The 22905-nt window shown below is 39.6% G+C and carries 20 protein-coding genes; 15 read left to right on the plus strand and 5 right to left on the minus strand.

Annotated elements, in window-relative coordinates; all coding sequences use genetic code 11:
* Positions 1-94 precede the first annotated feature (94 nt).
* The 8 genes from ACZ5B7_RS10955 to ACZ5B7_RS10990 all read left to right on the plus strand — a co-directional run bounded on the left by ACZ5B7_RS10955 (position 95) and on the right by ACZ5B7_RS10990 (position 9130).
* Complete coding sequence (locus ACZ5B7_RS10955) at positions 95-1615, plus strand: aldehyde dehydrogenase family protein (protein ID WP_464493736.1); 1521 nt, start codon at positions 95-97, stop codon at positions 1613-1615.
* A 46-nt stretch (positions 1616-1661) separates the two neighbouring features.
* A complete protein-coding gene (locus tag ACZ5B7_RS10960) occupies positions 1662-2870 on the plus strand; it encodes an iron-containing alcohol dehydrogenase (RefSeq protein ID WP_464493737.1) in 1209 nt (402 codons plus the stop codon).
* A gap of 143 nt (positions 2871-3013) precedes the next feature.
* Positions 3014-4918, plus strand: a complete 1905-nt coding sequence (locus ACZ5B7_RS10965) for an alkyl/aryl-sulfatase (protein ID WP_464493738.1) — start codon at positions 3014-3016, stop codon at positions 4916-4918.
* Between the two features lie 145 nt (positions 4919-5063).
* Positions 5064-6335 carry an MFS transporter gene (locus ACZ5B7_RS10970; RefSeq protein ID WP_464493739.1) on the plus strand — a complete coding sequence of 424 codons (1272 nt, stop codon included), beginning with the start codon at positions 5064-5066 and terminating at the stop codon, positions 6333-6335.
* Positions 6336-6392: 57 nt separating this feature from the next.
* The gene (locus ACZ5B7_RS10975) at positions 6393-7049 is read left to right on the plus strand and encodes a hypothetical protein (RefSeq protein ID WP_464493740.1); all 657 of its coding nucleotides are present in this window, start codon (positions 6393-6395) and stop codon (positions 7047-7049) included.
* Positions 7050-7067: 18 nt separating this feature from the next.
* Entirely contained in the window at positions 7068-7616 is a 549-nt protein-coding gene (locus ACZ5B7_RS10980; RefSeq protein ID WP_464493741.1) for a hypothetical protein, read from the plus strand.
* 24 nt (positions 7617-7640) lie between these two features.
* On the plus strand, positions 7641-8687 hold the full coding sequence (locus ACZ5B7_RS10985; protein ID WP_464493742.1) for an alpha/beta fold hydrolase: 1047 nt from the start codon (positions 7641-7643) through the stop codon (positions 8685-8687).
* Positions 8688-8734: 47 nt separating this feature from the next.
* On the plus strand, positions 8735-9130 hold the full coding sequence (locus tag ACZ5B7_RS10990; RefSeq protein ID WP_464493743.1) for a YidH family protein: 396 nt from the start codon (positions 8735-8737) through the stop codon (positions 9128-9130).
* 212 nt (positions 9131-9342) lie between these two features.
* Here ACZ5B7_RS10990 and ACZ5B7_RS10995 read toward each other — a convergent pair whose 3' ends face one another.
* Positions 9343-10758 (minus strand): PQQ-dependent sugar dehydrogenase, encoded by a 1416-nt coding sequence (locus ACZ5B7_RS10995; RefSeq protein WP_464493744.1) that lies wholly within the window; start codon positions 10756-10758, stop codon positions 9343-9345.
* Positions 10759-11043: 285 nt separating this feature from the next.
* Between ACZ5B7_RS10995 and ACZ5B7_RS11000 the strand changes: the two genes are divergently transcribed.
* Positions 11044-11685, plus strand: coding sequence for a DNA-3-methyladenine glycosylase (locus ACZ5B7_RS11000; RefSeq protein WP_464493745.1), 642 nt, complete (start codon positions 11044-11046; stop codon positions 11683-11685).
* A gap of 139 nt (positions 11686-11824) precedes the next feature.
* On the opposite strand, the gene ACZ5B7_RS11005 is transcribed toward ACZ5B7_RS11000, so the two are convergent.
* Complete coding sequence (locus tag ACZ5B7_RS11005) at positions 11825-12724, minus strand: TRAP transporter substrate-binding protein (protein WP_464493746.1); 900 nt, start codon at positions 12722-12724, stop codon at positions 11825-11827.
* A 941-nt stretch (positions 12725-13665) separates the two neighbouring features.
* Between ACZ5B7_RS11005 and ACZ5B7_RS11010 the strand changes: the two genes are divergently transcribed.
* The 5 genes from ACZ5B7_RS11010 (at position 13666) to ACZ5B7_RS11030 (ending at position 19496) form a co-directional block, all read left to right on the plus strand.
* Positions 13666-14493, plus strand: a complete 828-nt coding sequence (locus ACZ5B7_RS11010; RefSeq protein ID WP_464493747.1) for an electron transfer flavoprotein subunit beta/FixA family protein — start codon at positions 13666-13668, stop codon at positions 14491-14493.
* A complete protein-coding gene (locus ACZ5B7_RS11015) occupies positions 14494-15528 on the plus strand; it encodes an electron transfer flavoprotein subunit alpha/FixB family protein (protein WP_464493748.1) in 1035 nt (344 codons plus the stop codon).
* A gap of 474 nt (positions 15529-16002) precedes the next feature.
* The gene (hcp, locus tag ACZ5B7_RS11020) at positions 16003-17301 is read left to right on the plus strand and encodes a hydroxylamine reductase (protein ID WP_464493749.1); all 1299 of its coding nucleotides are present in this window, start codon (positions 16003-16005) and stop codon (positions 17299-17301) included.
* Between the two features lie 227 nt (positions 17302-17528).
* Complete coding sequence (locus ACZ5B7_RS11025; RefSeq protein ID WP_464493750.1) at positions 17529-18665, plus strand: GerMN domain-containing protein; 1137 nt, start codon at positions 17529-17531, stop codon at positions 18663-18665.
* Between the two features lie 648 nt (positions 18666-19313).
* Positions 19314-19496: a Fur-regulated basic protein FbpA gene (locus ACZ5B7_RS11030; protein WP_464493751.1), complete on the plus strand. Its 183-nt coding sequence runs from the start codon at positions 19314-19316 to the stop codon at positions 19494-19496.
* A 63-nt stretch (positions 19497-19559) separates the two neighbouring features.
* Here the strand turns inward: ACZ5B7_RS11030 and ACZ5B7_RS11035 are convergent, their stop codons facing one another.
* Complete coding sequence (locus tag ACZ5B7_RS11035; protein WP_464493752.1) at positions 19560-19991, minus strand: MarR family winged helix-turn-helix transcriptional regulator; 432 nt, start codon at positions 19989-19991, stop codon at positions 19560-19562.
* A gap of 141 nt (positions 19992-20132) precedes the next feature.
* On the opposite strand from ACZ5B7_RS11035, the gene ACZ5B7_RS11040 reads away from it, so the two are divergent.
* The gene (locus ACZ5B7_RS11040; RefSeq protein WP_464493753.1) at positions 20133-21644 is read left to right on the plus strand and encodes an MDR family MFS transporter; all 1512 of its coding nucleotides are present in this window, start codon (positions 20133-20135) and stop codon (positions 21642-21644) included.
* A gap of 545 nt (positions 21645-22189) precedes the next feature.
* Here ACZ5B7_RS11040 and ACZ5B7_RS11045 read toward each other — a convergent pair.
* Complete coding sequence (locus ACZ5B7_RS11045) at positions 22190-22432, minus strand: hypothetical protein (RefSeq protein WP_213116164.1); 243 nt, start codon at positions 22430-22432, stop codon at positions 22190-22192.
* Between the two features lie 27 nt (positions 22433-22459).
* Complete coding sequence (locus ACZ5B7_RS11050) at positions 22460-22894, minus strand: glycine/sarcosine/betaine reductase selenoprotein B family protein (RefSeq protein WP_213116163.1); 435 nt, start codon at positions 22892-22894, stop codon at positions 22460-22462.
* Between the last annotated feature and the right edge of the window lie 11 nt (positions 22895-22905).

Consider the following 22905-nt stretch of genomic DNA (forward strand, 5'->3'; position numbering starts at 1 on the left):
AGAAAATCGTATTAAACTGAGGGAGGTTGATAGAGAAAATTTCTTAAATACATTTGAAGATTATGAAAGAGATAATAAAAGGAGGAATTTTTCTATGAAAGCAGCTGTGCAAACATTGGAATTTCCACTCTTTATAAACGGGGAGTGGAAGCCAGCGATAACCGGAGAAACGTTTGAGGTAGTAAACCCTGCAACTGGTGAAGTAGCAGCAAAGGTGGCGAAAGCCGGGAAAGAAGATGTGGAGGCGGCCGTTTCATCTGCCCGCCAGGCTTTTGATTCGGGAGTATGGTCTAAAAAATCTCCACAAGAACGTGCTAACGTACTTATCCAATTTGGCAACAAGATTATTGAGCATGCAGAAGAATTGGGGTACTTAGAATCTATTAGTTCGGGAGCAACCGTTCGACGTATTTCAAACATGGACATCCTAACCATTGTTGATCTTTTACAGCAAACAGCAAAGTTCACTGTAGAGTATCCGTATGTAGAAACCCTTCCTGCATTACCCTTCCCAGGACCAAGTAATAACCAGGTCTGGCGGGAACCGATTGGTGTAGTAGCGGCGGTTACAGCTTGGAATTTCCCAATGATTTTAGCTATGTGGAAATTAGCCCCGGCATTGGCAATGGGGAACTCTATTGTGGTAAAACCAGCTTCAAATACGCCATTGTCTACCTTGAAATTAGCGGAATTGGCAGCTGAAGCAGGTATACCAGCAGGTGTCTTCAATGTGGTATCCGGTCCGGGTGCCAGCATTGGAGAAGCACTTGTAACCCATCCAAGTGTAGACAAAGTCGCTTTTACTGGTTCTACAGAAGTCGGTAGCCGTATTATGCAAATGGCAGCCGGTACGGTAAAACGCGTGACTCTTGAGTTAGGCGGGAAATCACCAGCTATCGTATTGCCGGACGCCGACTTGAGTATTACCATTCCAGGCATTTTATTCGGATTCTTATCCCACTCTGGACAAGTTTGTGAATCAGGCACTCGTGTTCTTGTACATGATTCCATTTATGATCAAGTCATTGAACAATTAGCTGAACTTGCCAGGACGATTACAATAGGAAATCCATTAGATATCGCAACGGGTATGGGGCCATTGGTATCCCAACAGCAATTGGAAACCGTCCTTTCTTATATTGAATCCGGAATTCAAGAAGGTGCACGATTGGTGTGCGGCGGAAAGCGCAGAATCGTAGAAGGATTTGAAAAAGGCTATTATGTTGAACCGACCATTTTTGCCGATGTTCATAATGACATGAAGATTGCGAGAGAAGAAATTTTTGGTCCTGTTCTATCCGTCATTCGTTACTCCACTGTGGAGGAGGCGATTGAAATAGCGAACGATACCATTTATGGACTAGCAGGAGGCGTTTGGTCCAAGGATGTAAATAAAGCCATGCAAATTGCCCGTGAATTAAAGGCTGGAACGATATGGATCAATGATTGGCATATGCTCCGAAGTGATGCGCCATTTGGCGGATACAAGCAAAGCGGTTTTGGCCGGGAATTAGGACGCCATGCTTTGGACGAATATTCTCAAGTCAAGCATGTCCACTGCTCGCTTGTACCTGAAGTAAGCCAAAGGCCTTGGTACCAAATTCTTTTGGGATAATCCAGGCCTCATTTATTAATAAAAATCTAAAATAGCAGGTGATTGTATGTCGACTTCATTTTTTCAATTTTCTGTTCGAACAGTTGTAAATAGCGGGGCGGGATCTAGGACATTGCTTCCTGAGATGATTAGAGGGCTTGGCGGTAAACGGGCAGTACTATTCACGGATAAAGGGTTAACACAGGCCGGAATTACAAAGATAATTAAAGAATTATTTGAAATCATGCCTGGTACACCTGAGCTTGTCGGGGTGTTTGATGAAATCGAACAGGATGCTAAGGGCGGAATTATTAATCGTGGAGCTCGTTTTTTTAAAGAGTGCAACGGTGATTCCTTGATCGCTCTTGGCGGCGGTAGCGTCCTGGATACAGTAAAGGGTATCAAGTGGATGCTTCATAAAGGCTTGGATGATATTCGTGATTCTCTTCTTACCGGAAATGTGATGGAGTGGTGGCCAGAAGCCAATTATATTCCGATTCCGCATGTAGCCATTGCAACAACGGCGGGAACAGGTGCGGAAGTATCACCTGTAGCTGTTATCCTTAATGAAAATCTTGGAATTAAATCAAACCTGCTTCATCCGTTCATCAATGCCGATATAGCGATCTTGGACCCGGATTTGACAGTAGGGCTTCCTCCTAAAATCACTGCCTTTACAGGATTTGATGCCTTGACGCACGCAGTGGAAGGTTATTTTTCACCTAAGGCCAATCCTATGACGGACGCCTATGCCCTGCAATCGATTCGAATGATTGTTAATAATTTACAGAATGCAGTTCACAAAGGGGACGATCTTTCAGCAAGAGCGAATATGCTGATGGCAAGTTCGATGGCCATTTCTGCTTTCTGCCTATGTCTGAATGCCGTTCCAGTTCACAATATGGCCCATGCGATCGGGGCAAAATTCAATATCCCGCACGGACTGGCAAATGCTGTGCTTTTGCCAAATGTAATGGAATCATTGCCAGAATACTATTTGCCGCGAATCACCGGATTTGCCCAAGCGTTAGGTATTGTGAATCCATCAGAACAACCTGAAAAATGTTTAGAGGAAGTTATTGAATTTATAAGAGATCTCCGCAAAGCGGTGAATTTACCAGACACTTTTGCTGAATTTGAATGTAACGAAGACAAGCTTCACCTTTTGGTGCCGGCTGTACATCATGACCCTGCAGGAGTTTTCTTCAAGATCCCAGCCCCAATTATCACTAAAGTGATAAATGAAGTGTTTGAGCTAAAAGCAATAGAGGCTTAACATACCATTGGCAATCTTGTTATACGGAAAACACTTGAAACCCTCCTGTTTTTGTATGGTCATAGACCAGACATTATGGCCAGGATGTCAAAAGTGTTTTCCTTTTTTGTATACTAAAAAAACAACCATCTTTGGAGGTTCGTATGAATAGCAAAATATTAAATCCATCTAAGTCCGCCACTTCTTTCACAAAAAAGGCAAATCTAGCAGTATATGATTTACTAAATTTCGATGATCGACAGGATTTCGAAGATGCGAACCGAGGATTAATTGCACCTTTAGAATCTACAATCATTACAGATCATTCTGGGGAAGTCGTTTGGGACATCGATAAGTTAGAATTTCTTAACGACACTGCTCCCGAGACAGTGAACCCAAGCCTTTGGAGAAATGCCCAATTACAGGCTATATCTGGTTTATTTGAAGTGGTAGAAGGAATTTATCAAGTGCGTGGACAATCCATGGCCACCACATTCTTTATTGAAGGTAAACAAGGAGTTATTGTCTGTGATGCAGCAGGATGTACTGAAGCTGCTGAAGCTGCAATGGAATTATATTATAAACATCGTCCAAGAAAGTCAGTTTCAGCCATCATTATTAGTCAAAGTCATGCGGACCATTTTGGCGGCATTCAAGCGGTTCTAAAGTATGCGGAAAATCCTTCTATTCCCATCATCGTTCCACAACATTTTACAAAAGAGGCAATAAGTGAAAATGTGCTTTTGGGTAACATTATGGCCCGTCGTGCAGAGTATCAGTTTGGTGGTAATATACCAGATGGCAGGACTGGCTCGGTATCAATAGGTTTAGGAAATACCATGAGCTCCGGAACGTTGAGTTTTGCGCTGCCTAAGGTTGAAATAGAAAACGAAATCCAAACGATGGAAATCGATGGGGTGACCTTCAAATTTTTGTTAACGCCGAACACTGAAGCACCGGCTGAAATGCATTTTTATATACAAAATTACAAAGCATTATTTGTATCTGAGAACGCCAATAAATTGATGCATCAAATTTATACAGTTAGAGGGGCAAAAACCCGGGATGCCCTGCATTGGGCCAATTCACTCGATAAAACCATCGATATATTTGAAAATGAAGAGATTGATGCCTTGCTTATGATCCATGCATGGCCTGTATGGGGCAAGGATCGTGCATTGGACCATTTGAAATTGCAACGTGATTTATATAAATACATGCACGACCAGACAGTACGATTAGCCAACCACGGATATACGATGGAGGAAATAGCTGAAACAATCAAACTTCCAAAATCATTAGATACTTATTGGGGGAATCGTGGATATTACGGCACGTTAAAGCACAATTCAAAGGGGATTTACAATTTTTATTTAGGTTATTATAATGCACATCCGTCAGATTTAGATCCATTACCACAAGTGGAAACGGGTCTTAAATATGTGGAATACATGGGTGGAGAGGCCGCTATTTTGGAAAAAGCAAAAGAGGACTTTGAAAAAGGTGAATACCGCTGGGTAGCTCAAGTTTTAAAAAACGTCGTAATGGCCGACCCAGAAAATGCGAAAGCTAAAAATTTATTGGCAGATACATTCGAACAATTAGGATACCAAGCCGAATCAGCCAATTGGCGCAACATTTATCTTGTCGGTGCATCCGAATTAAGAAATGGAATTAATAAAGATATTAAGCCATTAGATGGTTCTGGAATTATTAACTATATGCCTGTTGATGATTTCTTAAAACTGCTGTCAGTTAAACTAAACGGACCAAAAGCGGATGGAAAAAAATTAACGTTGAATGTAACTTTATCAAATACCGGCCAAAAATACTCTATTTATTTAGAAAACTCTGTTTTAATCCACAAGGATGATAAGTTGGACGATAACCCAGATGTTACCTTAACTCTTGACCGATTAACATTCTATGGAATTGGACTAGGTCTTCTTTCACCTGAACAAGCAGTTGCTGCAGGTAAATTAATCATTTCTGGTGACCAATCAAAACTGAATGAATTTTTATCATTGTTTGATGAGTTCAATCGTTTTCTCAATATCGTAACACCTTAAAGATCAAAGAAAAATATTGGATGATTCTATTTTTCACAAAATGCACTTGCTCAATCTTGCTCGATACAAAGGCAGGGCAAAGCAGGTGTAATTTTCTCCTTAGATCAAAAAAAGTGAATCGATTTGATGAAGGGCAGGAGCTTGGATGAAACGATGGACGAAATGGGTTATTTTATTTGCACTTTTTATTATGTCTATTGTTAGTTTTGCCGATAAATCCATTACTGGATTAGCCGGCATCGATATTATGAAGGATTTGAATCTTACCCCAACTCAGTTTGGAATAGTTGGAAGCAGTTTCTTCTGGTTGTTCTCGATAACTGGAATTATAGGCGGTTCTTTGTCGGACAGGCTGGGTACTGGGAAAATACTGGCTATTATGGCGATTATTTGGACAATCGCGCAATCCATGGTGCTGTTTGTATCAAGTTTGCCATTACTTATATTTAGCAGAGTATTACTTGGTGCAGGAGAAGGTGCATTTTCTGCGGCGTCAGTCAGTCATCTTAGTAAATGGTTTAAACCGGAATCACGTGGGCTTGCCATATCGATTATAAATTTTGGCAATGTGGTGGGTATTGCTGTTACAGCCCCTATAGTGTTTTTTCTAATCTCAAATTATGGGTGGAAACAAGCATATTTTATTTCTGGTATCTGTAGCTTTGTCTGGTTAATTGCTTGGATTTGGCTTGGACGGTTTAAATCCGATGATTGTTTCGTAGAAGTGGGAGTTAATCAGGAAAACAAACAAGAAAAAAATGGGAAAGATGTCTGGAAGGTTTTGCGATCTCCTATATTAATTTTTACAATCTTACTTGCATTTATTGCCTATTCTATTATTGTTTTTGGACTTACTTTTAATCCTGCCTACCTAATTCAAGTAAAGGGGTTATCTGAACAGCAGACAGCAAAAGTTATTGCCATTTCAGGATTAATTGGCGCGATATTTGGAATTGTATTAGCGTTTTTTTCCGATCGAATATACAAAAAAACCCAAAGTTTGCGGAAGTCACGAATTCTATTTTCTGCGATTTGTGCTATTCTCACAGGAATTTTGTACGCCATGATGCCCTTTGTAAATGGATCGGGTTACATCATCATCATTCTTTCGCTAGTAAACACATTAGTTGTCACCATGAACACACTGAATCCTGCAATAGTCATAAGTTTACTCCCAGAGCGAAGAGGAGTTATGGCTGGTACTTATTATGGATTTATGTCTTCATCAGGTATTGTTGCTCCTATTATTTTTGGAAAACTTATTCAAGCTTCTGGTACAAATTCAGCAGGCGGTTTTAGTGCATCTATTTATGGAATGTCAGTTGCTATCGTGATTGCAGCTATACTCATTTACCTTTTTGGAAAACCAAAACAACGAATCGCAACAGAGACTGATAAAAGAACAGTGAACCTCTAACGCAATTTTTATTTGTGAGTTATAACCTAAATAAATTTTTTAAAGGATGGGAGTAATATGGCTGAAAAAAAAGAGAGTCTAAAAGAATCATTGAAAGAAACAAAAACGCGAAAGGAAAAACAGGATGAAGAAATCACTGTCGAAGGCGGAAATGAATCATCGCTTTCTAGCCTAGACCTGCTCTGGAGATATGCATTTGATGAATTAGATGAATGGGAAAAATGTTCTAATCATCGTGACGAAGTCTTCTTAGAAGAGGTGAGACGATTCTCTGAAAGTGTAAAACGGAATCAAGGAAATATAAAAACAATTGCAGAGCAATTTACAAAGGAATTGAATGAATGGGAAAAGACTGCACGAGATGAATTTTTAATGTCTACCACCACATTCCAGCATTTCTTTCCGATTCAGTCTTATGAGGAGTGGAATGCGCAAATGAATCAAATTCAAAAAGGAGTATTTTCACTCTTAAGTACTCCATGTCAGTCGATTGAAAACAGCCAGGCGATTGATAATTACCAAGAAATGATTGAACAATATATGGAGCTTAGGAAAAAAGGAAGATTGCAATTTATCCAAATGGTTAAACAAGCTGGAAATCCGCTATATGAATTTCAAAAGAGATTTGTTAATCTGTTTGCCACACCATTTAAAGAACTTATTTTTCCGTTAAATAAATATTTGGAAAAAACTGAAGAACTTACAAAGTCTTAAATTAAGGAGATCAGCAGCATGTCAAATGATAAAATCTTTGAACCATTTATTGGACTTAACAAATTGGGTGAAATGTGGGACCAACAATTAAATGGCCTATTATATAACTTGGCAGACAACAAAGAATTTGTTCGTACAGCAAGTTCCGGCCTTAACACCTATTCAATGTACCTAGAACGACTTAGAAAGAGCCAAGAGCTTTTTGCATCATTAATGAATATCCCGACAAAAAAAGATGTAGCTGATGCCGCAAAACTTTCTATTCAGACAGAAGAAAAAATTGATCTTTTAGAAGAACAAATTTGGAAATTGCAAGACAGTGTAAGCTCAATTACGAAAGAAAATTTAGGAATGTTCGAAGATGTAGTTAATATTGTCATGCAAATGAAGGATGAATTCCATAAGATGGCCCAAGCGGTGGCGGAAACTCAAAAAATAAATGCTGGCCTTCAGGAATTGCGGAAAGAAATAGAGAGAGGTCTCTTCGAAATTCGTCGGGAGAAGCAGAAAAAAGAACCGGAAAAAAAGCAGGATAAAGAACTGGTGCTCACAGGTAATAATAAATAACATTGAAGAGAGCAGTGATAAATAATGAACGCATTAGGAACGAACCTTTTTCAAGGCTTAAACTTAGAAAAAGAAACGAAACGTTGGAACCAGCTTTATAAAATTATGACCGAGCCAAAACCAGAGATTGTACCTACACCAAGACAGATTGTCTGGAAGAAAAATAAAGCAACCTTATGGTATCATCCTGCAAAGGAAAAAAGACATTCCATCCCTGTATTTCTTGTCTACTCTTTGTTAAATAAGGCATACATTCTTGACATCGGTGAAGGAAGCAGCGTTGTAGGCGGACTAACCGAGCGCGGCTATGATGTCTACCTATTGGATTGGGGGTCCCCTGGGCTAGAAGATTCGGATATCACATTTGGTCATTACATTATTGATTATTTGGAGAACGCCATTAAACGGGCTTTAAGACATTCAGGTGCAAAGGGAATATCCCTTGCCGGTTATTGCCTGGGTGGAACCATTGCAGCCATCTTGGCTGCCATAACGGAACTGCCAATTAAGAATTTATCCCTTGCAGCCGTTCCAATCGATTTTAGTATTGGCATCTTTCCTAATAAATTGCTGGAAGGACTACAAACAGGGCAGCTAAGTGTTGACCGTTTTGCCGATGCACATGGGACAATTCCATCAGAAATTATGTATTTGATATTTAGGTTGGTATCACCGAGTTATGCAAGTTCTATCAATCTGGTCACCCGTGCATATGATGAGAAATATGTTGAAAAGTGGCGTCGAATGGATAAGTGGACGAAGGACTCTACTTCATTTGCAGGTGCTGCATTTAAACAGATGTTTAATGATCTCTATAAAGACAATAAACTCTTAAAAGGAGAATTGGTGATTGGCAGCAGGAAAGTAGATTTAAAAAATATAAACTGCCCGCTTTTTGTCTTCTCTTGCTCTCGTGACACAATTATTTTAGAGAAGCAAAGTCTTCCGATGATGGACCTTGTTTCAAGCAAGGATAAAACTTATGAGGTTTATGAAGGTGGACATGTTTCACTAGCATTGACCGGGGTATTCGCTGAAGTTTGGGATAAGTGGCTTTCTGCTCGGTCATAGGGAATTCAGGAGGTTCTTGTAAATTCATGAAGGGGAATTAATTATTAATGAAAGCTTTATATAGAATAGAAGAGTCATCAGGAGAAAGTGTAAAGTATGCACAGCAGCATTTAGCAAATGAAAGAACGTATCTCGCTTGGATACGTACAGGTATATCGATAACAGGAGTAGGTTTCTTAACAACTTCAATACATTTTACAATTAAAATCAGTTCCAATCCCTTTATTAACACCTTAGTCATAGTTCTTGGAATCTTTGCGTGTGTTATCGGTTTAATTACTTGTGTGTTATCGACAGTACAATATACTCGAAAAAGAATGGAAATTACAAATGGCATCTTCACACCTTCTAACCATTCCATAATCTTTGTTTCTAGTTTATTCTCTCTGTTAATGTTCATGATTTTTATGTATCTTACTTTTTTATTATTAGTGAACTCCTAAGTAATCTGAGATTGCTTAGGTTATGTCTCGACAGTGCTATTCGTATACAGCCTAGGAAAAATCATCGAATCCAATTAAAAAAGCAATAAATAATATAGGTTGGCTCATTTTATATTTGTTTTAAAATGAGCCAATTTTTTATTTTTGTGAGAACAATCATTCAATAAATAGAATCACCTAAAAATGTATCTAGTGTAAGTCAAATTTATGATTCATGAAACAATTTCAAAAACACTACCTTGGTTAAAATCAGTGACTTTCATAGAGCCATTAACCCCTAAATATAGTCTGGTTTGATCCAGATTCGTTCCCAAACTAACATAATAAGCAGATTGAGTCCCAAAATTATAATCGGTATCTATAACACTAAAATCATTTAATCTACCATCTGTTCTTACCCTGGTATAAGCTAAAACTCCTTTAACCGGAGGTTGAGATTCTGGCCCTCGGGCAAGGTCGGTAAACACGACGCTTCCCGTTAAATTGGGGATGGCATTTCCCATATAGGGCTGGACTCCCGTAAGAGAAGTCCCTCCAAACTTATCGGGGCGGGGATCTTTATGATAATAACTAGTTAAAGGTGGAAGACGCCTTACTGAGGTTTTAACTGCTTCATCGTAATAAGCAATTGTTTTCTCGTCCAGGTCCGGATTTCCAGAGCAGCTCGTAATAGTGGAAGTAGGAAATGCACCTTCCCAGCCTCGCCAGCCAAAGTTAATAAGTCCTTCTTGGTCTGGTTCGGTGTTTCTTAAAGCAGTTTGAACAAGTTGAGTAACAGGTATTGGTTTATAATAAACGAATGTAAAAATCGACTCTACCAGGTCCTGCCCGACATTTCCAACATATTTGATATATTGATTATAAAACCTTTGAAATTGAATGCCAGGTATATTGCGAACCCCTTTCGCAATGACCGTAAGTGTTTCCTGAATAGATGCGGGAAGTTCATCAAAACGTGTGACTACAGGTGGATTATCGATAAATGTATTCTTAACTATGTCAATTTCTATGATTTTTCCGGCTATTTCCATATTATTCTGGCTTAAATTAAATGGATCATAGCCCGCTCCGCCATCTCCGGTTGTTAAAACTAGTTTTCCTGTTTCAGGTGAAAAGTTTAAGCTATTGACGCCATTATGATTGAAAAATGGTCTTCTTACGTTAAGTAATGTCCGTCGTTTTTGAGGCTGCCTATTTGATTGTACAATCCATTCTTCGACTGTATCAATATGATCATATTGAGTTTCTCTATTGATCCACTTTAGGTTTAAGGTTGCGGGATCACAGGGGTTAGGACTAAAATGTTTAGAAAGTGCCCCTGGGCCTTGTGTTTCAGCTACTGAATAGTGGAGATAAAACAGACCGTTATAATAAAATTGCGGATGAAAAGCAAGCCCCAGCAAACCCCGTTCATCATAGCCGCCTCTAGAAGCACCTAGTTTTATAATTCTTGAGCGAAGATCTAAAAAAGTCCTGATAGCACCGTTTCCTATGTAAAAGATCTCTCCAACCTGTGTTGCAATAAATAAGCTTTCTGTTGAGTCACCCGGGAGCATAGCTGTTTTCAAAACAGTGGGCAAATTGATTTTACTTACAATCGGCTGTAAACGAATCTTAACTTTTTTCACCCAAATATACACTCCTTTCTAATTGTTCCTTTTATAAAAATATGATTAGAGTGTTTCTGATAGTACCAATTAAGGCTGGGGAATCAGATAAGGATCGTTCCATTTTCCTCGTAAGCGCCTGCTTCTGGTGCCAAATTTTTTGAAATGCTAAAAAATCATAAGTGAGTAAAAGGTTTCCTGAAACTGAATCATATTATTACTTAAATAAGAAATGCATTTTAAGTCTATAATTTTAAGTAATGAAAGGAAAAGGAATATTAAAAATCTTTTAAGGAGGCATACAAATTGGAAGAATTTGATAAAGGGATCGTCCCATTACCCGAGGCATTTTATGAACAGCCTACTCTTGAACTGGCAAAGGCTTTGCTCGGATGCCTCCTAGTAAAAGAAACGAATGAAGGTATTGCAGCCGGATATATTGTAGAAACAGAAGCTTACATGGGTCCTGGTGATAGGGCTGCGCATAGCTATAACAACAGACGCACTCCAAGAACAGAGGTGATGTTCCAACGATCTGGCCTTGCCTATACGTATCTAATGCATACACACTGCCTTTTCAATATAGTCAGCGGAGGTGAAGAAAAACCTGAAGCAGTTTTGATTCGCGCACTGGAACCTATTTATGGCATCGGGCTTATGATAAAGAGGCGAGGCATTGAAGATCAGTCCAAACTGACTAACGGACCCGGAAAACTTACAAAATCATTGGGAATTTCAATGGAGGACTATGGCCGTCCGCTAACGATTCCCCCTTTATATGTGGCCCAAGGGTTCTGCCCGGAAAGTATATCAGCTGGAAAAAGGATTGGCATTGAAAATTCTGGCGATGCTAAGGACTATCCTTGGCGCTTCTGGGTTACTAAAAATAAGTATGTTTCAAGGCATCAATCGGCTATGCATGTATTCTGTAACTCTATAGACATATGAGAACTTGGGATGCCAGGTCTGGTCGGTTCGCTACACTTCAAACGCAGTCCCGCCCAACTTGATTAAAATCGATTGAGAGTCCCAAGCGCATATCCATAGATCTGCGTTACATAAAACTAAAAAAGGGCTTGCAAGAATCCTACAAGGTCCGAATTTTTCTGAGAATTGATTTGTCTGGTTTGCCCAGCTGAGTATAAACTTTTTTTGAAGTACGCACAAAAGCCGGGAAATCAATATCTGTCTCCGTGAGAATTTGCATTCCATTTTGATGGGCTATTTGCAAATAAATCGGATTATTTCTTCTTAAAAAGTCCCTTTCAAAGTCACGAGCAATTCTTGATGCATCGGAGATTTTTATCCTTATATCCAAAGAAAAGTGATCATATTTTCCTTTGTTCATTACAAATAAAGCAGGATTGTAAATGTGTCCAGTTAACGTTAATTCACTCTGAACCTCGTAGAACCTATTCGGAACAATGTTTCCCAAAGAATTCTCCTGTCCATCCACGGTTCCATTCCTTAAAGCCTCATAAAGCTGAGGATAAGGGACAGAAACAGGGTTGGCTCCCCAAACGCGAAATAGTGTGCGGTGAATTTGATTATCCATGGTCCTGATTTTCAGCCCACGTAGATTCTCCGGTTCAATAATGGGTGTCTCAGCCGTCGTAATATGGAGATATCCGTTTTCCCACCAGGCCAAATTTTTTAACCCAACGAGGTCAATTTCTTCATTTACAAAATCACCGATTTCACCATCCAATACCCGGTAAGCATGTTCATGGCTTCGAAATAAATAAGGAAAATCGAACGCATTCACTATAGGTACAAGATTTCCTAAACTGCTCGAAGACGTGATGCCGATATCGTATTCTCCTGTCTGCACCGCACGAATTAATTCAATGCCACTTAGGTTAAGGCCAGAAATTATTCTTACTTTTATTTGTCCATCTGTCATTCTTTCTAAGATTTGTTTGAACACCTTGGCCCCCTGATCGTAGGCTGAACCAGGAGGGTTCAAATGGCCGATGGTGATTTGCATAGAGTCACTCTCCTTAAAATTAATAGATTAATAGGATATTAATTGTTGCTGTTTAAATACTTCGTTTACAATCAGTCAGTTTTTGAAATTGATTTCTTTAGAGCGTAAAAACCAAAACATTAGCCGTTGTCGTTAGGTGTGCAAATTACAGTGCAATTACCTGAATCGTCACAAACTATATCGCAATGAATTAATTCTCCTTCATTACAGGATATTCATGAAGGGGGACAAGGGTTCGGTTGATAATCGAGGGAATTAAGGGAAGGAGTCAGTGGAATTCTCAAATGATTTCTTTATATGGAGGATTAATTTAAATTAGTAAGGCAAGCCCCAGAACCGGTCTATTAGTACCATATTAGGGCTGACCAAAAAAGGCTTGCTGACCGCCTTTTTTTGGCCCCTGTTGAGATTTTTTTCTGGACATGAATATTCTATATTACGCTCCAGTCAAATCTTTCGAAAGGGTGATATTGTTGGCAAAAAAATCAAACAACAACAAAAAGCAGAACAATGCAACATCTAAAAATAGCAATAACAAAAATAATAATTCTAAAAAATCAAACCAAAAGAATAAGAATAAATGATTGATAAATATTTTTATTTTATAAAGAATTGAAGAAGGGGTTTTGTTTAATAGGCTCTTTTTTACAATATTTACGAAAACAGCAAATAAATATTTAGAATGATAGCTTGGCAGGAGATGGATTTCTCCTGCCGTTTTTTTGATTTAAGAATATTAAGAGCCTTGAAATTTGCAAGACATCTTGGAATCCAAAAATCAGCGAGGAATATTAAGATATTTATCCGAAAATTCGAATGTTAGGACATCTCTGTTAATAAAGTAATGGTAACGGGCGAAAAGCTTTTTAGAACCGAGAGTTTCATATAGAAGGTTAAGTAATGGCACTGCCATTTGCTTTTACAATAAAAGGAGGGATTAAATGCTGCACATTGTAGCCTGTATTAAGCAAGTACCTGACACCAAAATTATCAAGATGAATCCAAAAACAAACACGATGGACCGGAGGACGGCGCCTGCAATCTTGAATCCGTATGATGCCCATGCGGTTGAAGAGGCGGTTCGTATAAAGAATAGGTATGGAGGACACGTTTCCGTTGTGACGATGGGGCCGCCTCCCGCGGTTAACGCGATTAAAACGTGCATTGAAATAGGCGCTGATGAAGGTTATTTAATCACGGACCGCCGGTTTGCGGGGGCAGATACATTGGCAACGAGTTATGCCGTAACAAAGGCGATTGAAAAAATTGCAAAAATAAAGCCAGTAGATTTAATTATCTGCGGAAAAATGTCCATCGATGGAGATACCGGACAGGTCGGACCGGGAATCGCAAGGCGGCTCGATATTCCACCGTTGACCTCGGTGAACAAGGTAGAGGAAATCAACCAAGAGGAAGGATATGCCATTGTCCATCGCAAGTTAGAGGAAGGCTATGAAGTCGTGAAGTCGACTTTGCCGTGCTTGTTTTCTGTTGAGAAAACAATCAATGAAGTGCCGTATTCTCCGCTTCCCAACATGCTAAAGGCTGCCAGATATAAACCGCATATCTGGTCGGTTGATGACCTGGAGGATGTAGATATTAAGCAGCTTGGTTTGAAGGGCTCGCCAACGATTGTCTCCAAGGTTTGGGCTCCGCAAAAACCGGCAGGGGGAACGTTCTTTGAAGGCAGTCCAGCGGCACAGGTTGAGCAATTGCTCTCTGTCCTTTTTGAAAAGAAAGAACTCTTTGAAATAAAGGGGGAAGTGTAATTGGATTTTCAAGATTACAAAGGTGTTTGGGTATTCATAGAACAAAAAGATGGAGTGGTTGCTTCTGTATCCCTTGAACTATTGGGTGCAGGCAGAAAGCTGGCAGATAAACGGGGAGTAGAATTAGCAGGTATTTTAATCGGAGAAAATGTTAAGCATTTAACAAACACTGTATTTGAATACGGGGCAGATACCGTGTATGTCTATGACCAACCCATCTTTAAACATTACCGGACAGAATCTTATATGAAGGCACTGCTAGAATGCAGCGATAAACATAAACCAGAAATTATCCTGTTTGGGGCCACGTCGACCGGAAAAGACCTGGCAAGCGCGGTAGCCACCGACCTGCCGACAGGTTTGACGGCGGATACGACGGAACTCGATGTGGAAGAGGAAACAGGGTTGCTATTGGCGAGCAGGCCAGCTTTCGGCGGAAATATCATGGCAACCATTCTTTGTAAAAAATACCGGCCGCAAATGGCGACGGTTCGCTCCAAAGTCATGAAGGCGCTGCCTCCACAGCCAGGGAGATCAGGTAAGATAGTGGAAGAGACCATAGCTTTAAAGGAAGAAGATATTCGCACGAAAGTCTTGGAGATTGTTAAGGCAACGGTAAAGAAAGTAAGAATCGACGAAGCGGATATCATTGTTGCAGGCGGAAAAGGGCTAGGTAGTTACGAAGGATTTCAGTTAATCCACCAATTGGCGGAAACGCTAGGAGGCGCGGTTGGTGCGAGCCGCGATGTAGTAGAAGCGGGCTGGATTGACCACGCCCATCAAGTCGGGCAAACTGGTGTGACGGTAACGCCAAAGATTTATTTTGCGATTGGAATTTCCGGTGCGATTCAACATATCGTCGGAATGAAAAATTCCGGGTTAATCATTGCCATCAATAAGGACAAAGAAGCCCCGATTTTCCAGAACTGTCATTATGGAATTGTCGGTGACGCCTTTGAAATCGTTCCAATCCTAATCGAACAGTTTAAACAGGCTTTATCGAGAGAAAAGGTAAGTCAGACCAGCCAAGGCTGATAAAAAAGTGTCTGGGTGAGAAACGAATATGATTGGTCTATTTAGGCTGTCGAAAAAACTTTCGATAGCCTTTTATTCTGATTCTTTATTCTTATTGGTGTACGTCCATTTTTAACCGGGGTTCGGACACTTCCATTGTTTTTTTAAACTATTTTGTCCGAAGGATGCCCCAGGTTCGGACACTTCTACCTCTTTTTTAAACGGTTTTGTCCGAAGGATGCCCAGGTTCGGACAAATCCACCTCATTTCAACAGTTTTGTCCGAAGGATGCCCCAGGTTCGGACACTACCTCTTCTTTTTAACACGATTTTGTCCGAAGTTTGCCGAAGCTCAGCCACTTCCACCTCTTTTTAAATCGATTTTTCCCTTAAATTAATAGTTGACAAAAAAGTGAACTGTGATTTATATCACATAAAAAAATAGGAGTAATTGGATATTCTAAAACAAGACCAATGAAAAGAGGGAAAGTGAAAAATGTCGATGTTATGTTATCAATGTGAGCAAACACCAACAGGGGGATGTAATGTGATTGGTGTTTGCGGAAAAGATGAAACTATCGCGAGTTTACAAGACACAATTATTTTTGGATTAAAGGGGATTGCTGCTTATCGGACGCATGCAAACCAACTGGGGTTCACAGATCCTTTTGTTGATGTGACAACACATGAAGCTCTTTATATGACATTAACAAATTCAAACTTTAATGTTCAGGAACATATCGATATGGCCATGAAAGTGGGGCAGTCCGCCATCCGCGTGATGGAGATGCTTGATGAGGCCCATACTAAACGGTTGGGAATTCCGGAACCGATTCGTGTCAGTCAAAATAAAATTGAAGGAAAAAGTATCGTTGTGACGGGGCACAATCTATTTGCTTTGGAAGAATTACTAAAGCAAACTGAAGGAAAAGGGATTAATATCTACACTCATTCCGAAATGCTTCCTGCCCATGGTTATCCGGCATTAAAGAAATACTCTCACTTAAAAGGGAATATTGGAAAGGCATGGTATGATCAGCGCAGGCTTTTTGAGAAATTCCCTGGTGCCATTTTAGCAACAACTAACTGTGTCATGCCAATTAAAGGAACTTATGCTGATCGGATGTTTTCCTATGAAGTCGCTGGTCTTGAGAATGTTCAAAAAATCATTAACGAAGACTTCTCGCTACTAATCGAAAGAGCTCTTGAATTACCGGAAGCAGAGATTGACTCTGAAGAAACTTTACTAACAGGATTCCACCACGAGACAGTTTTGGGGTTGGCTCCTGAAGTTATTGCAGCCGTGAAAGAAGGCAAAATCAAACGGTTCTTTGTCATTGCTGGTTGTGATGCACCAGGTCAAGGCGGCAATTATTATCGTGAATTGGTCACTTCATTACCTCAAGATACCGTTATTTTAACAACATCATGCGGAAAGTTCAGATTTAATGACGTGGATTATGGGGTAGTTCCAGGAACAGATATTCCTCGCTATATTGATTTAGGACAATGCAATAATTCCGTTTCTACTATAAAGATAGCAAAAGCATTAGCAGATGCATTCGAATGCGAAGTCAATGAACTTCCAGTCAGTATTGTATTATCATGGTTTGAACAAAAGGCAGTAGCCATTCTATTAGGGCTTTTCAGTTTAGGAATTCAGGATATTCGGATTGGGCCAAAAGCGCCTGAATTTATTTCTGAAGGTGTATTAAATGTTCTTCAAGATACGTTTAATTTGAAATTAATCGGCTCAGTAAAAGAAGATATGGAAGCAATGTTAAGTCTTTCCTAAAAATTTATATCAATATTCTATTAAACACCTAGATTGTCAAGAAAGGAATTATTCTTGGCAATCTTTTTTATTTTCCTACATTACAGGGGAGTGGATACCACTCATGTTTTTGCCTGATTTTTGGCGGCTTTTTATTAGATAGGCTATATTTGAAAGCAAAATGGAATAATTTAAAGAAAGGGGGATTTATAATATGTCTCTTCTAAAATGGAAAAGGGGATATTGATATGAAAAAGCTGATTGTCTTCTTTGCCTTCGTCATTTTGATTGGAAACCTTGCAGGTTGCGGTATTCAAATCGGAAACAACAACGCCGAAAAAAACAACAGCAAGAACAATAGCACCGCCAACAATAATGATAAGAACAATAATGGCACTTCCGACAATAATAAGGGTAATAAAGAACCAACGACAAATTCAGAAACCATTAATGATTATTATCCTATGAAGAAAAATACTCGGTATATATATGAAGGAACAGGAAACGAATTTGCCTCTTATGATGTTTACAATGATTATATTTCTGAAGAAAAAGTTCAACAAAGAATCGATAATGGCGGTACCGTTTTGGTCAATGTATTGGAACTTAAGGATGGCAAGCTTACTAAAGTCTTCTCAAGAGGAGAAACCTACTACAGAGAAAATCTGTTAAAAGCTAGCAATGATGAAAAAGAAGTCATTTTGATGACTCCATTAACAAAGGGGACTACTTGGACATTAAAGGATGGAAGAGTGAGAACAATCACGAATACGGCAGTAGATATTACAACGCCAACAGGGAACTATAAAGCAATCGAAGTTACCACAAAAAATACAAAAGATAAAACCATTGATTATTATGCTAAAAACGTAGGTTTAGTTAAATCTATTTTTGTATCTGGCGGTACTGAAATATCCTCCACACTAACTAAAATAGAGGAAAATGTGCCATTGGTTCAGAACATCAACTTTTTTTACCCGAATATTGATGACGGAAAGCTTTATATTAAAAGCAAGCAAATAAAGTTTTATACCAATGACATTACGAGGAAAGTTTTGGCGCAGGCATACAAGGAGCCAATAAACAATCAATTGGGAGTTGTTTTTTCGAAAAATACGGAGATTAACAGCTTATATTTAAACCAAGATGGAATTGTGTATATCGATTTGAATCAGGCCTTTAGGGATGAAATGTCTGCTGGAGCAGCATATGAAGAAATGCTCCTTCAAAGCGTTGTCAATACAGTAGGTCAATATTATCAAACGGCAAAAGTATATCTTACCATTGATAATAAGCCCTATGAATCAGGCCATATCAGCATGAAAAAAGGAGAGTACTTTAAGGTACAAACTCAGAACTCCATTGAGATGAAGGATTCTCACTAATACACTTAAAAAAAGACCAGTTCATGCTAACGGGTTCCGTTAACTATCGCAAACATTAAAAATGTAATGCAAAATGACCTTCAAATTGTATGGCTATTTGGAGGTCTGTTTTTGTTGATAGGAAAGGATTTCGATAATTATTTTGGGAGAATTTGTACTCTGGGTAAGTAAAATAAACGGAGAAATTCCGGCTAAATTAGGAAATACCGATATTTCCTTAAAAATAGGGGGAGTTTTTCCGCTTATATTATCCAAATCACTAGATTTTGTCTTATTTAGAGCAGTTAACCGGAATTTCTCCGCTTATATCCGTTTCTCAAGCCTCCCCAATATACATTAGCAGGAAATTCTCCACCTATAATTTCTTAGGTCTACACAAAAATTGATTAATCTTTCTTCCCTACAATTTATAGTGCAAAAAAGGATTACATTTTGGTTTGCACTTTCCTGTGCAAATTGACGTTTTGCGATAGGAAACGTAATCCGTTGATACACCGGTCTTTTTTTGGGGTGCAACGCCAGAATGGTGGTGCCCTTCCTTAAACATATTTTTAATTCATACTTTACAGATAGGAATTATCAGTTTATAATGAATTTATCAACCAACGGCTATTGTAAGCTTTTTGTAAAATCAAAGGAGTGTTTCTAATGAGAAATAACGACGAAAAAAAGCGACAAAAACTTATTAATAAACTAATTTTCCTTAACGTATATAATAAAGAAGATCAAAACCTTTATGGAATGACACTAAGAAAGCTAGAATCTGAATACAGAAGATATAAATTAGTAAGCCATCCTCACGGTGAGTTCGGCTCTATTCAAATAATATAGGTTTTAAATTTCTTAGACTGTACGGTGTTTCTGCACCTGCGGTCTTTTTTTATTCAGGCTCTATTAATCCACTTTCAAATGCTCCACGAGCCGGCCAAGCAAATCGCTTAACACCACGATTTCTTGGTCATTGTAAATATGATAAGTCTGGGCATTAAAATCATTTCGTAACGAACTCAATTGCTCATAGACTCGGTGTCCTTCCTCAGTGATATTCACACAAGTTCGTCTTTTATCTTCTGGGTCTTGATATAGTGTTACTAAATTGGATTGCTGCAGGCGGTTGATCATCCCTGTCATATTTTGTTTCGTCACAAGCATTTCTTCTTTTAGTTCACCGATGGAAATACTTCCCTTTTGAATGATTGTTCTCAGAATCACCCATTGCTGGATACTGGTCAATCCAACATCGGCGACCATTTTTGCTCCATATCTGCTTAAAAGATTGGATATTCTCATAAAGTCTAAAGTAATGTTTGTTTTTAAATTCTCCATGTAGACCTCCGTTATATTGACTATTTATAATTTTAGTCAAGTTATTGACTAAAATGCAATGATAACTTACACTATTTTAGTCAATAACTTGACAAATAAGGAATTTTCTTGATTTTTGCAAATTATAAGGAGATATGAAACATGCCAAAAACAACTACGAATCGTAAAATGGTTACTGTTGCGATGCTGGTTGCGATTTTACTCGTCGCCATTGATGTCACGGTTGTCAGTACCGCTATGCCGCGGATTGTCAGTGATCTTAGCGGGTTAAAATTAATCAGCTGGGTGTTTGCCATCTATACTCTCACCACTTCTGTAACAACACCAATTTATGGAAAATTAGCTGACCTATTCGGCCGAAAGAAAGTTTTTATGACAGGGGTTATTTTGTTTGTAGCTGGCTCGATGTTGTCAGGCGCTGCTCAGACGATGCATCAATTAATTTGGTTCCGTGCTTTTCAAGGAATTGGAGCAGGGGCGGTCATGCCGTTAACCTTTACGATTATCGGTGACCTTTACCCCGGTGAACAGCGTGCAAAAATGCAAGGAGTGTTTAGCTCAATTTGGGGAATTGCGGGACTTCTCGGCCCATTGGTAGGCGGCTTCTTCGTTGACCAAATCAGCTGGCGGTGGATTTTCTACATTAATTTACCGGTTGGGTTAGTGTCCATAATCTTAATTACCTTCTTCTTCCACGAAACAGTTGAATTGAAAAAGGAACGTAAAGTTGATTATCTTGGAGCCGTTACGTTTACAATCGGGATTTCGACTCTTTTATATGCATTGCTAAATGCGGGCCCAGGGCAAAAATATGCATGGAATTCAGCTACCATTTATATGCTGTTTACTGTTGCGGTGATCTTTATTGTGCTGTTTGGCTATATTGAAACCAAGGTGAAGGAACCGATGCTTCCTCCATCGTTATTCAAGATTCCAGTCATTCTTGTTTCAAATTTTATCGGTTTTCTGGCAAGTGCTGTGCTTATAGGAGTGAACGTTTATTTGCCAATGTGGATTCAAACCATTCTTGGACATAGTGCGACAAGCTCAGGGCTTACGCTGATGCCAATGTCGATTGCATGGCCTTTAGGTGCCACGTTTGCCGGACGTTATATGTACAAAATCGGTTCAAAGTTAACTGCCGTCATTGGTGCTGTATTAATTGCCCTTGGCGGAACATGGTTACTGGCAGTGGAACTTGACTCCCCATATTGGTATTTTGTAGGAATTATGATTGTGATTGGTCTTGGTATGGGGTACGCGACAACCCCGACAACTGTACTTGTTCAAGCAGCAGTAGGCTGGCAAATGCGTGGGGCGGCAACCGCTTCTAACTCATTTACCAGGTCAATTGGACAAACGGTGGGAATTGCAGTGTTTGGAACTATTTTTAACAACTCACTCATTCAGTTTGGAAAAGAACATTCAAACGGAGCGTGGAGCAGAGGCGGCAATATTAACAATCTATTAAGCTCAGACGCTGTCAATAAACTTCCTGCAAACGTCATGACGTTGATTCAAGAGGCTCTCGCTCATGGTATGCACCTTGTGTTTATTCTCGTGTTCTTTATCGCAATTGCAAACTTACTGGCTACGTTCCTCCTTCCTTCACACAAGAAGGTAATGGAGCAGCAAAAGCAGGTTCAACACTAAAATGTAAAGCCGTCATTTGTGGCGGCTTAGGTTGTCGAGAAAAGGGTCTCTTTCTCGGCAATTTTTAATTTTGTCTCCGAAAATAGAGCAACTTTCGGACAAAAACGATTGAAAAAGAGGAGGACGTGTCCGAACTAGAGCAACCTTCGGACAAATCCGATAGAAAAAGAGGAAGAAGTATCCGAACCTGAACAACCTTCGGACAAAACTCATTGAAAAAAGGGAGGAAATGTCCGAACCAGAGCAACCTTCGGACAAAACCGATTGAAAAAAGGGAGGAAGTGTCCGAACCTGAACAACCTTCGGACAAAACCGATTGAAAAAGAGGAAGAAGTGTCCGAACCAGAGCAACCTTCGGACAAATCCGATTGAAAAAAGGGAGGAAGTGTCCGAACCAGAGCAACCTTCGGACAAAACCGATTGAAAAAAGGGAGGGAGTGTCCGAATCCCGGTTAATAGCAATGCTTGTTTCCAACGAGTTATAGGGCCGAAATGCAAATTAAAAAAACCGAAAAAGGGCCGGCATCTGCGGACCCTTTTTTGATTCAATTATATGTTGGGAAATGAGCATCATGAATGTGCCCTGGCTCTTGTCTTTCATTTAACTCTGCCAGTGCTGCCAGTAATACTTTCATTTGTGTTACTTTATCATGAGGCTTTCCCAATGAATGGCCGAATTCGAATCCAACTGGATGGATCGCACGAGGCGGCCTCATCAAACTGGATTGTTCAACGTCCAAGGTAATTAATGTTGTCGGAATTCCCTGTGATTCAATGCCGCGCTGCACTGTAACTACAGTGCGATGACAGAGCGGTCAGCCGGCTGTTAAGAGTACTGCATCCGCTTTGGAACGGACGACTTCCTTTACCAGCGCGGGAATGGTTTCATTATTAATTTTATTCAATCTCATGGAATAGCCCATCATGGTTAGATGTTTTTCTGCTACTCCGCCGATGTCTCCATCATCAACCATTTCCCGTAGGCGGTCGATAGGGAAAACGCAGTTAATATCCTCGTTAGGAGCATCTGTATTATAATGCTCCTTTGGGGCCGCATGGGTGACCATTAAATCCTTGGAATCAACATCTCCTGGAATAATGCGGAAGGTCGCATCTCCTTCTGAGGGATTCGTGTTAAAAGGTTCCTGCTCCTTCAAATGGACGCCAGAAGTTGAAACAATCATAATGGTCATTTCATGAAGCGGTTTACTGCTAGGTGTATATGGGATGGCTTTTCTTGAGAGTTCCATACCCATCCTCC

This window comes from Neobacillus sp. S1115, assembly GCF_055385565.1.

Excerpts from the sequence above, each read along its gene's own strand:
- ACZ5B7_RS10955 (WP_464493736.1), top strand. The coding sequence starts at position 95 with ATGAAAGCAGCTGTGCAAACATTGGAATTTCCACTCTTTATAAACGGG.
- ACZ5B7_RS10960 (WP_464493737.1), top strand. The coding sequence starts at position 1,662 with ATGTCGACTTCATTTTTTCAATTTTCTGTTCGAACAGTTGTAAATAGC.
- ACZ5B7_RS10965 (WP_464493738.1), top strand. The coding sequence starts at position 3,014 with ATGAATAGCAAAATATTAAATCCATCTAAGTCCGCCACTTCTTTCACA.
- ACZ5B7_RS10970 (WP_464493739.1), top strand. The coding sequence starts at position 5,064 with ATGAAACGATGGACGAAATGGGTTATTTTATTTGCACTTTTTATTATG.
- ACZ5B7_RS10975 (WP_464493740.1), top strand. The coding sequence starts at position 6,393 with ATGGCTGAAAAAAAAGAGAGTCTAAAAGAATCATTGAAAGAAACAAAA.
- ACZ5B7_RS10980 (WP_464493741.1), top strand. The coding sequence starts at position 7,068 with ATGTCAAATGATAAAATCTTTGAACCATTTATTGGACTTAACAAATTG.
- ACZ5B7_RS10985 (WP_464493742.1), top strand. The coding sequence starts at position 7,641 with ATGAACGCATTAGGAACGAACCTTTTTCAAGGCTTAAACTTAGAAAAA.
- ACZ5B7_RS10990 (WP_464493743.1), top strand. The coding sequence starts at position 8,735 with ATGAAAGCTTTATATAGAATAGAAGAGTCATCAGGAGAAAGTGTAAAG.
- ACZ5B7_RS11005 (WP_464493746.1), bottom strand. The coding sequence starts at position 12,724 with ATGCAAATCACCATCGGCCATTTGAACCCTCCTGGTTCAGCCTACGAT.
- ACZ5B7_RS11010 (WP_464493747.1), top strand. The coding sequence starts at position 13,666 with ATGCTGCACATTGTAGCCTGTATTAAGCAAGTACCTGACACCAAAATT.
- hcp (WP_464493749.1), top strand. The coding sequence starts at position 16,003 with ATGTCGATGTTATGTTATCAATGTGAGCAAACACCAACAGGGGGATGT.
- ACZ5B7_RS11025 (WP_464493750.1), top strand. The coding sequence starts at position 17,529 with ATGAAAAAGCTGATTGTCTTCTTTGCCTTCGTCATTTTGATTGGAAAC.
- ACZ5B7_RS11030 (WP_464493751.1), top strand. The coding sequence starts at position 19,314 with ATGAGAAATAACGACGAAAAAAAGCGACAAAAACTTATTAATAAACTA.
- ACZ5B7_RS11035 (WP_464493752.1), bottom strand. The coding sequence starts at position 19,991 with ATGGAGAATTTAAAAACAAACATTACTTTAGACTTTATGAGAATATCC.
- ACZ5B7_RS11040 (WP_464493753.1), top strand. The coding sequence starts at position 20,133 with ATGCCAAAAACAACTACGAATCGTAAAATGGTTACTGTTGCGATGCTG.
- ACZ5B7_RS11050 (WP_213116163.1), bottom strand. The coding sequence starts at position 22,894 with ATGGAACTCTCAAGAAAAGCCATCCCATATACACCTAGCAGTAAACCG.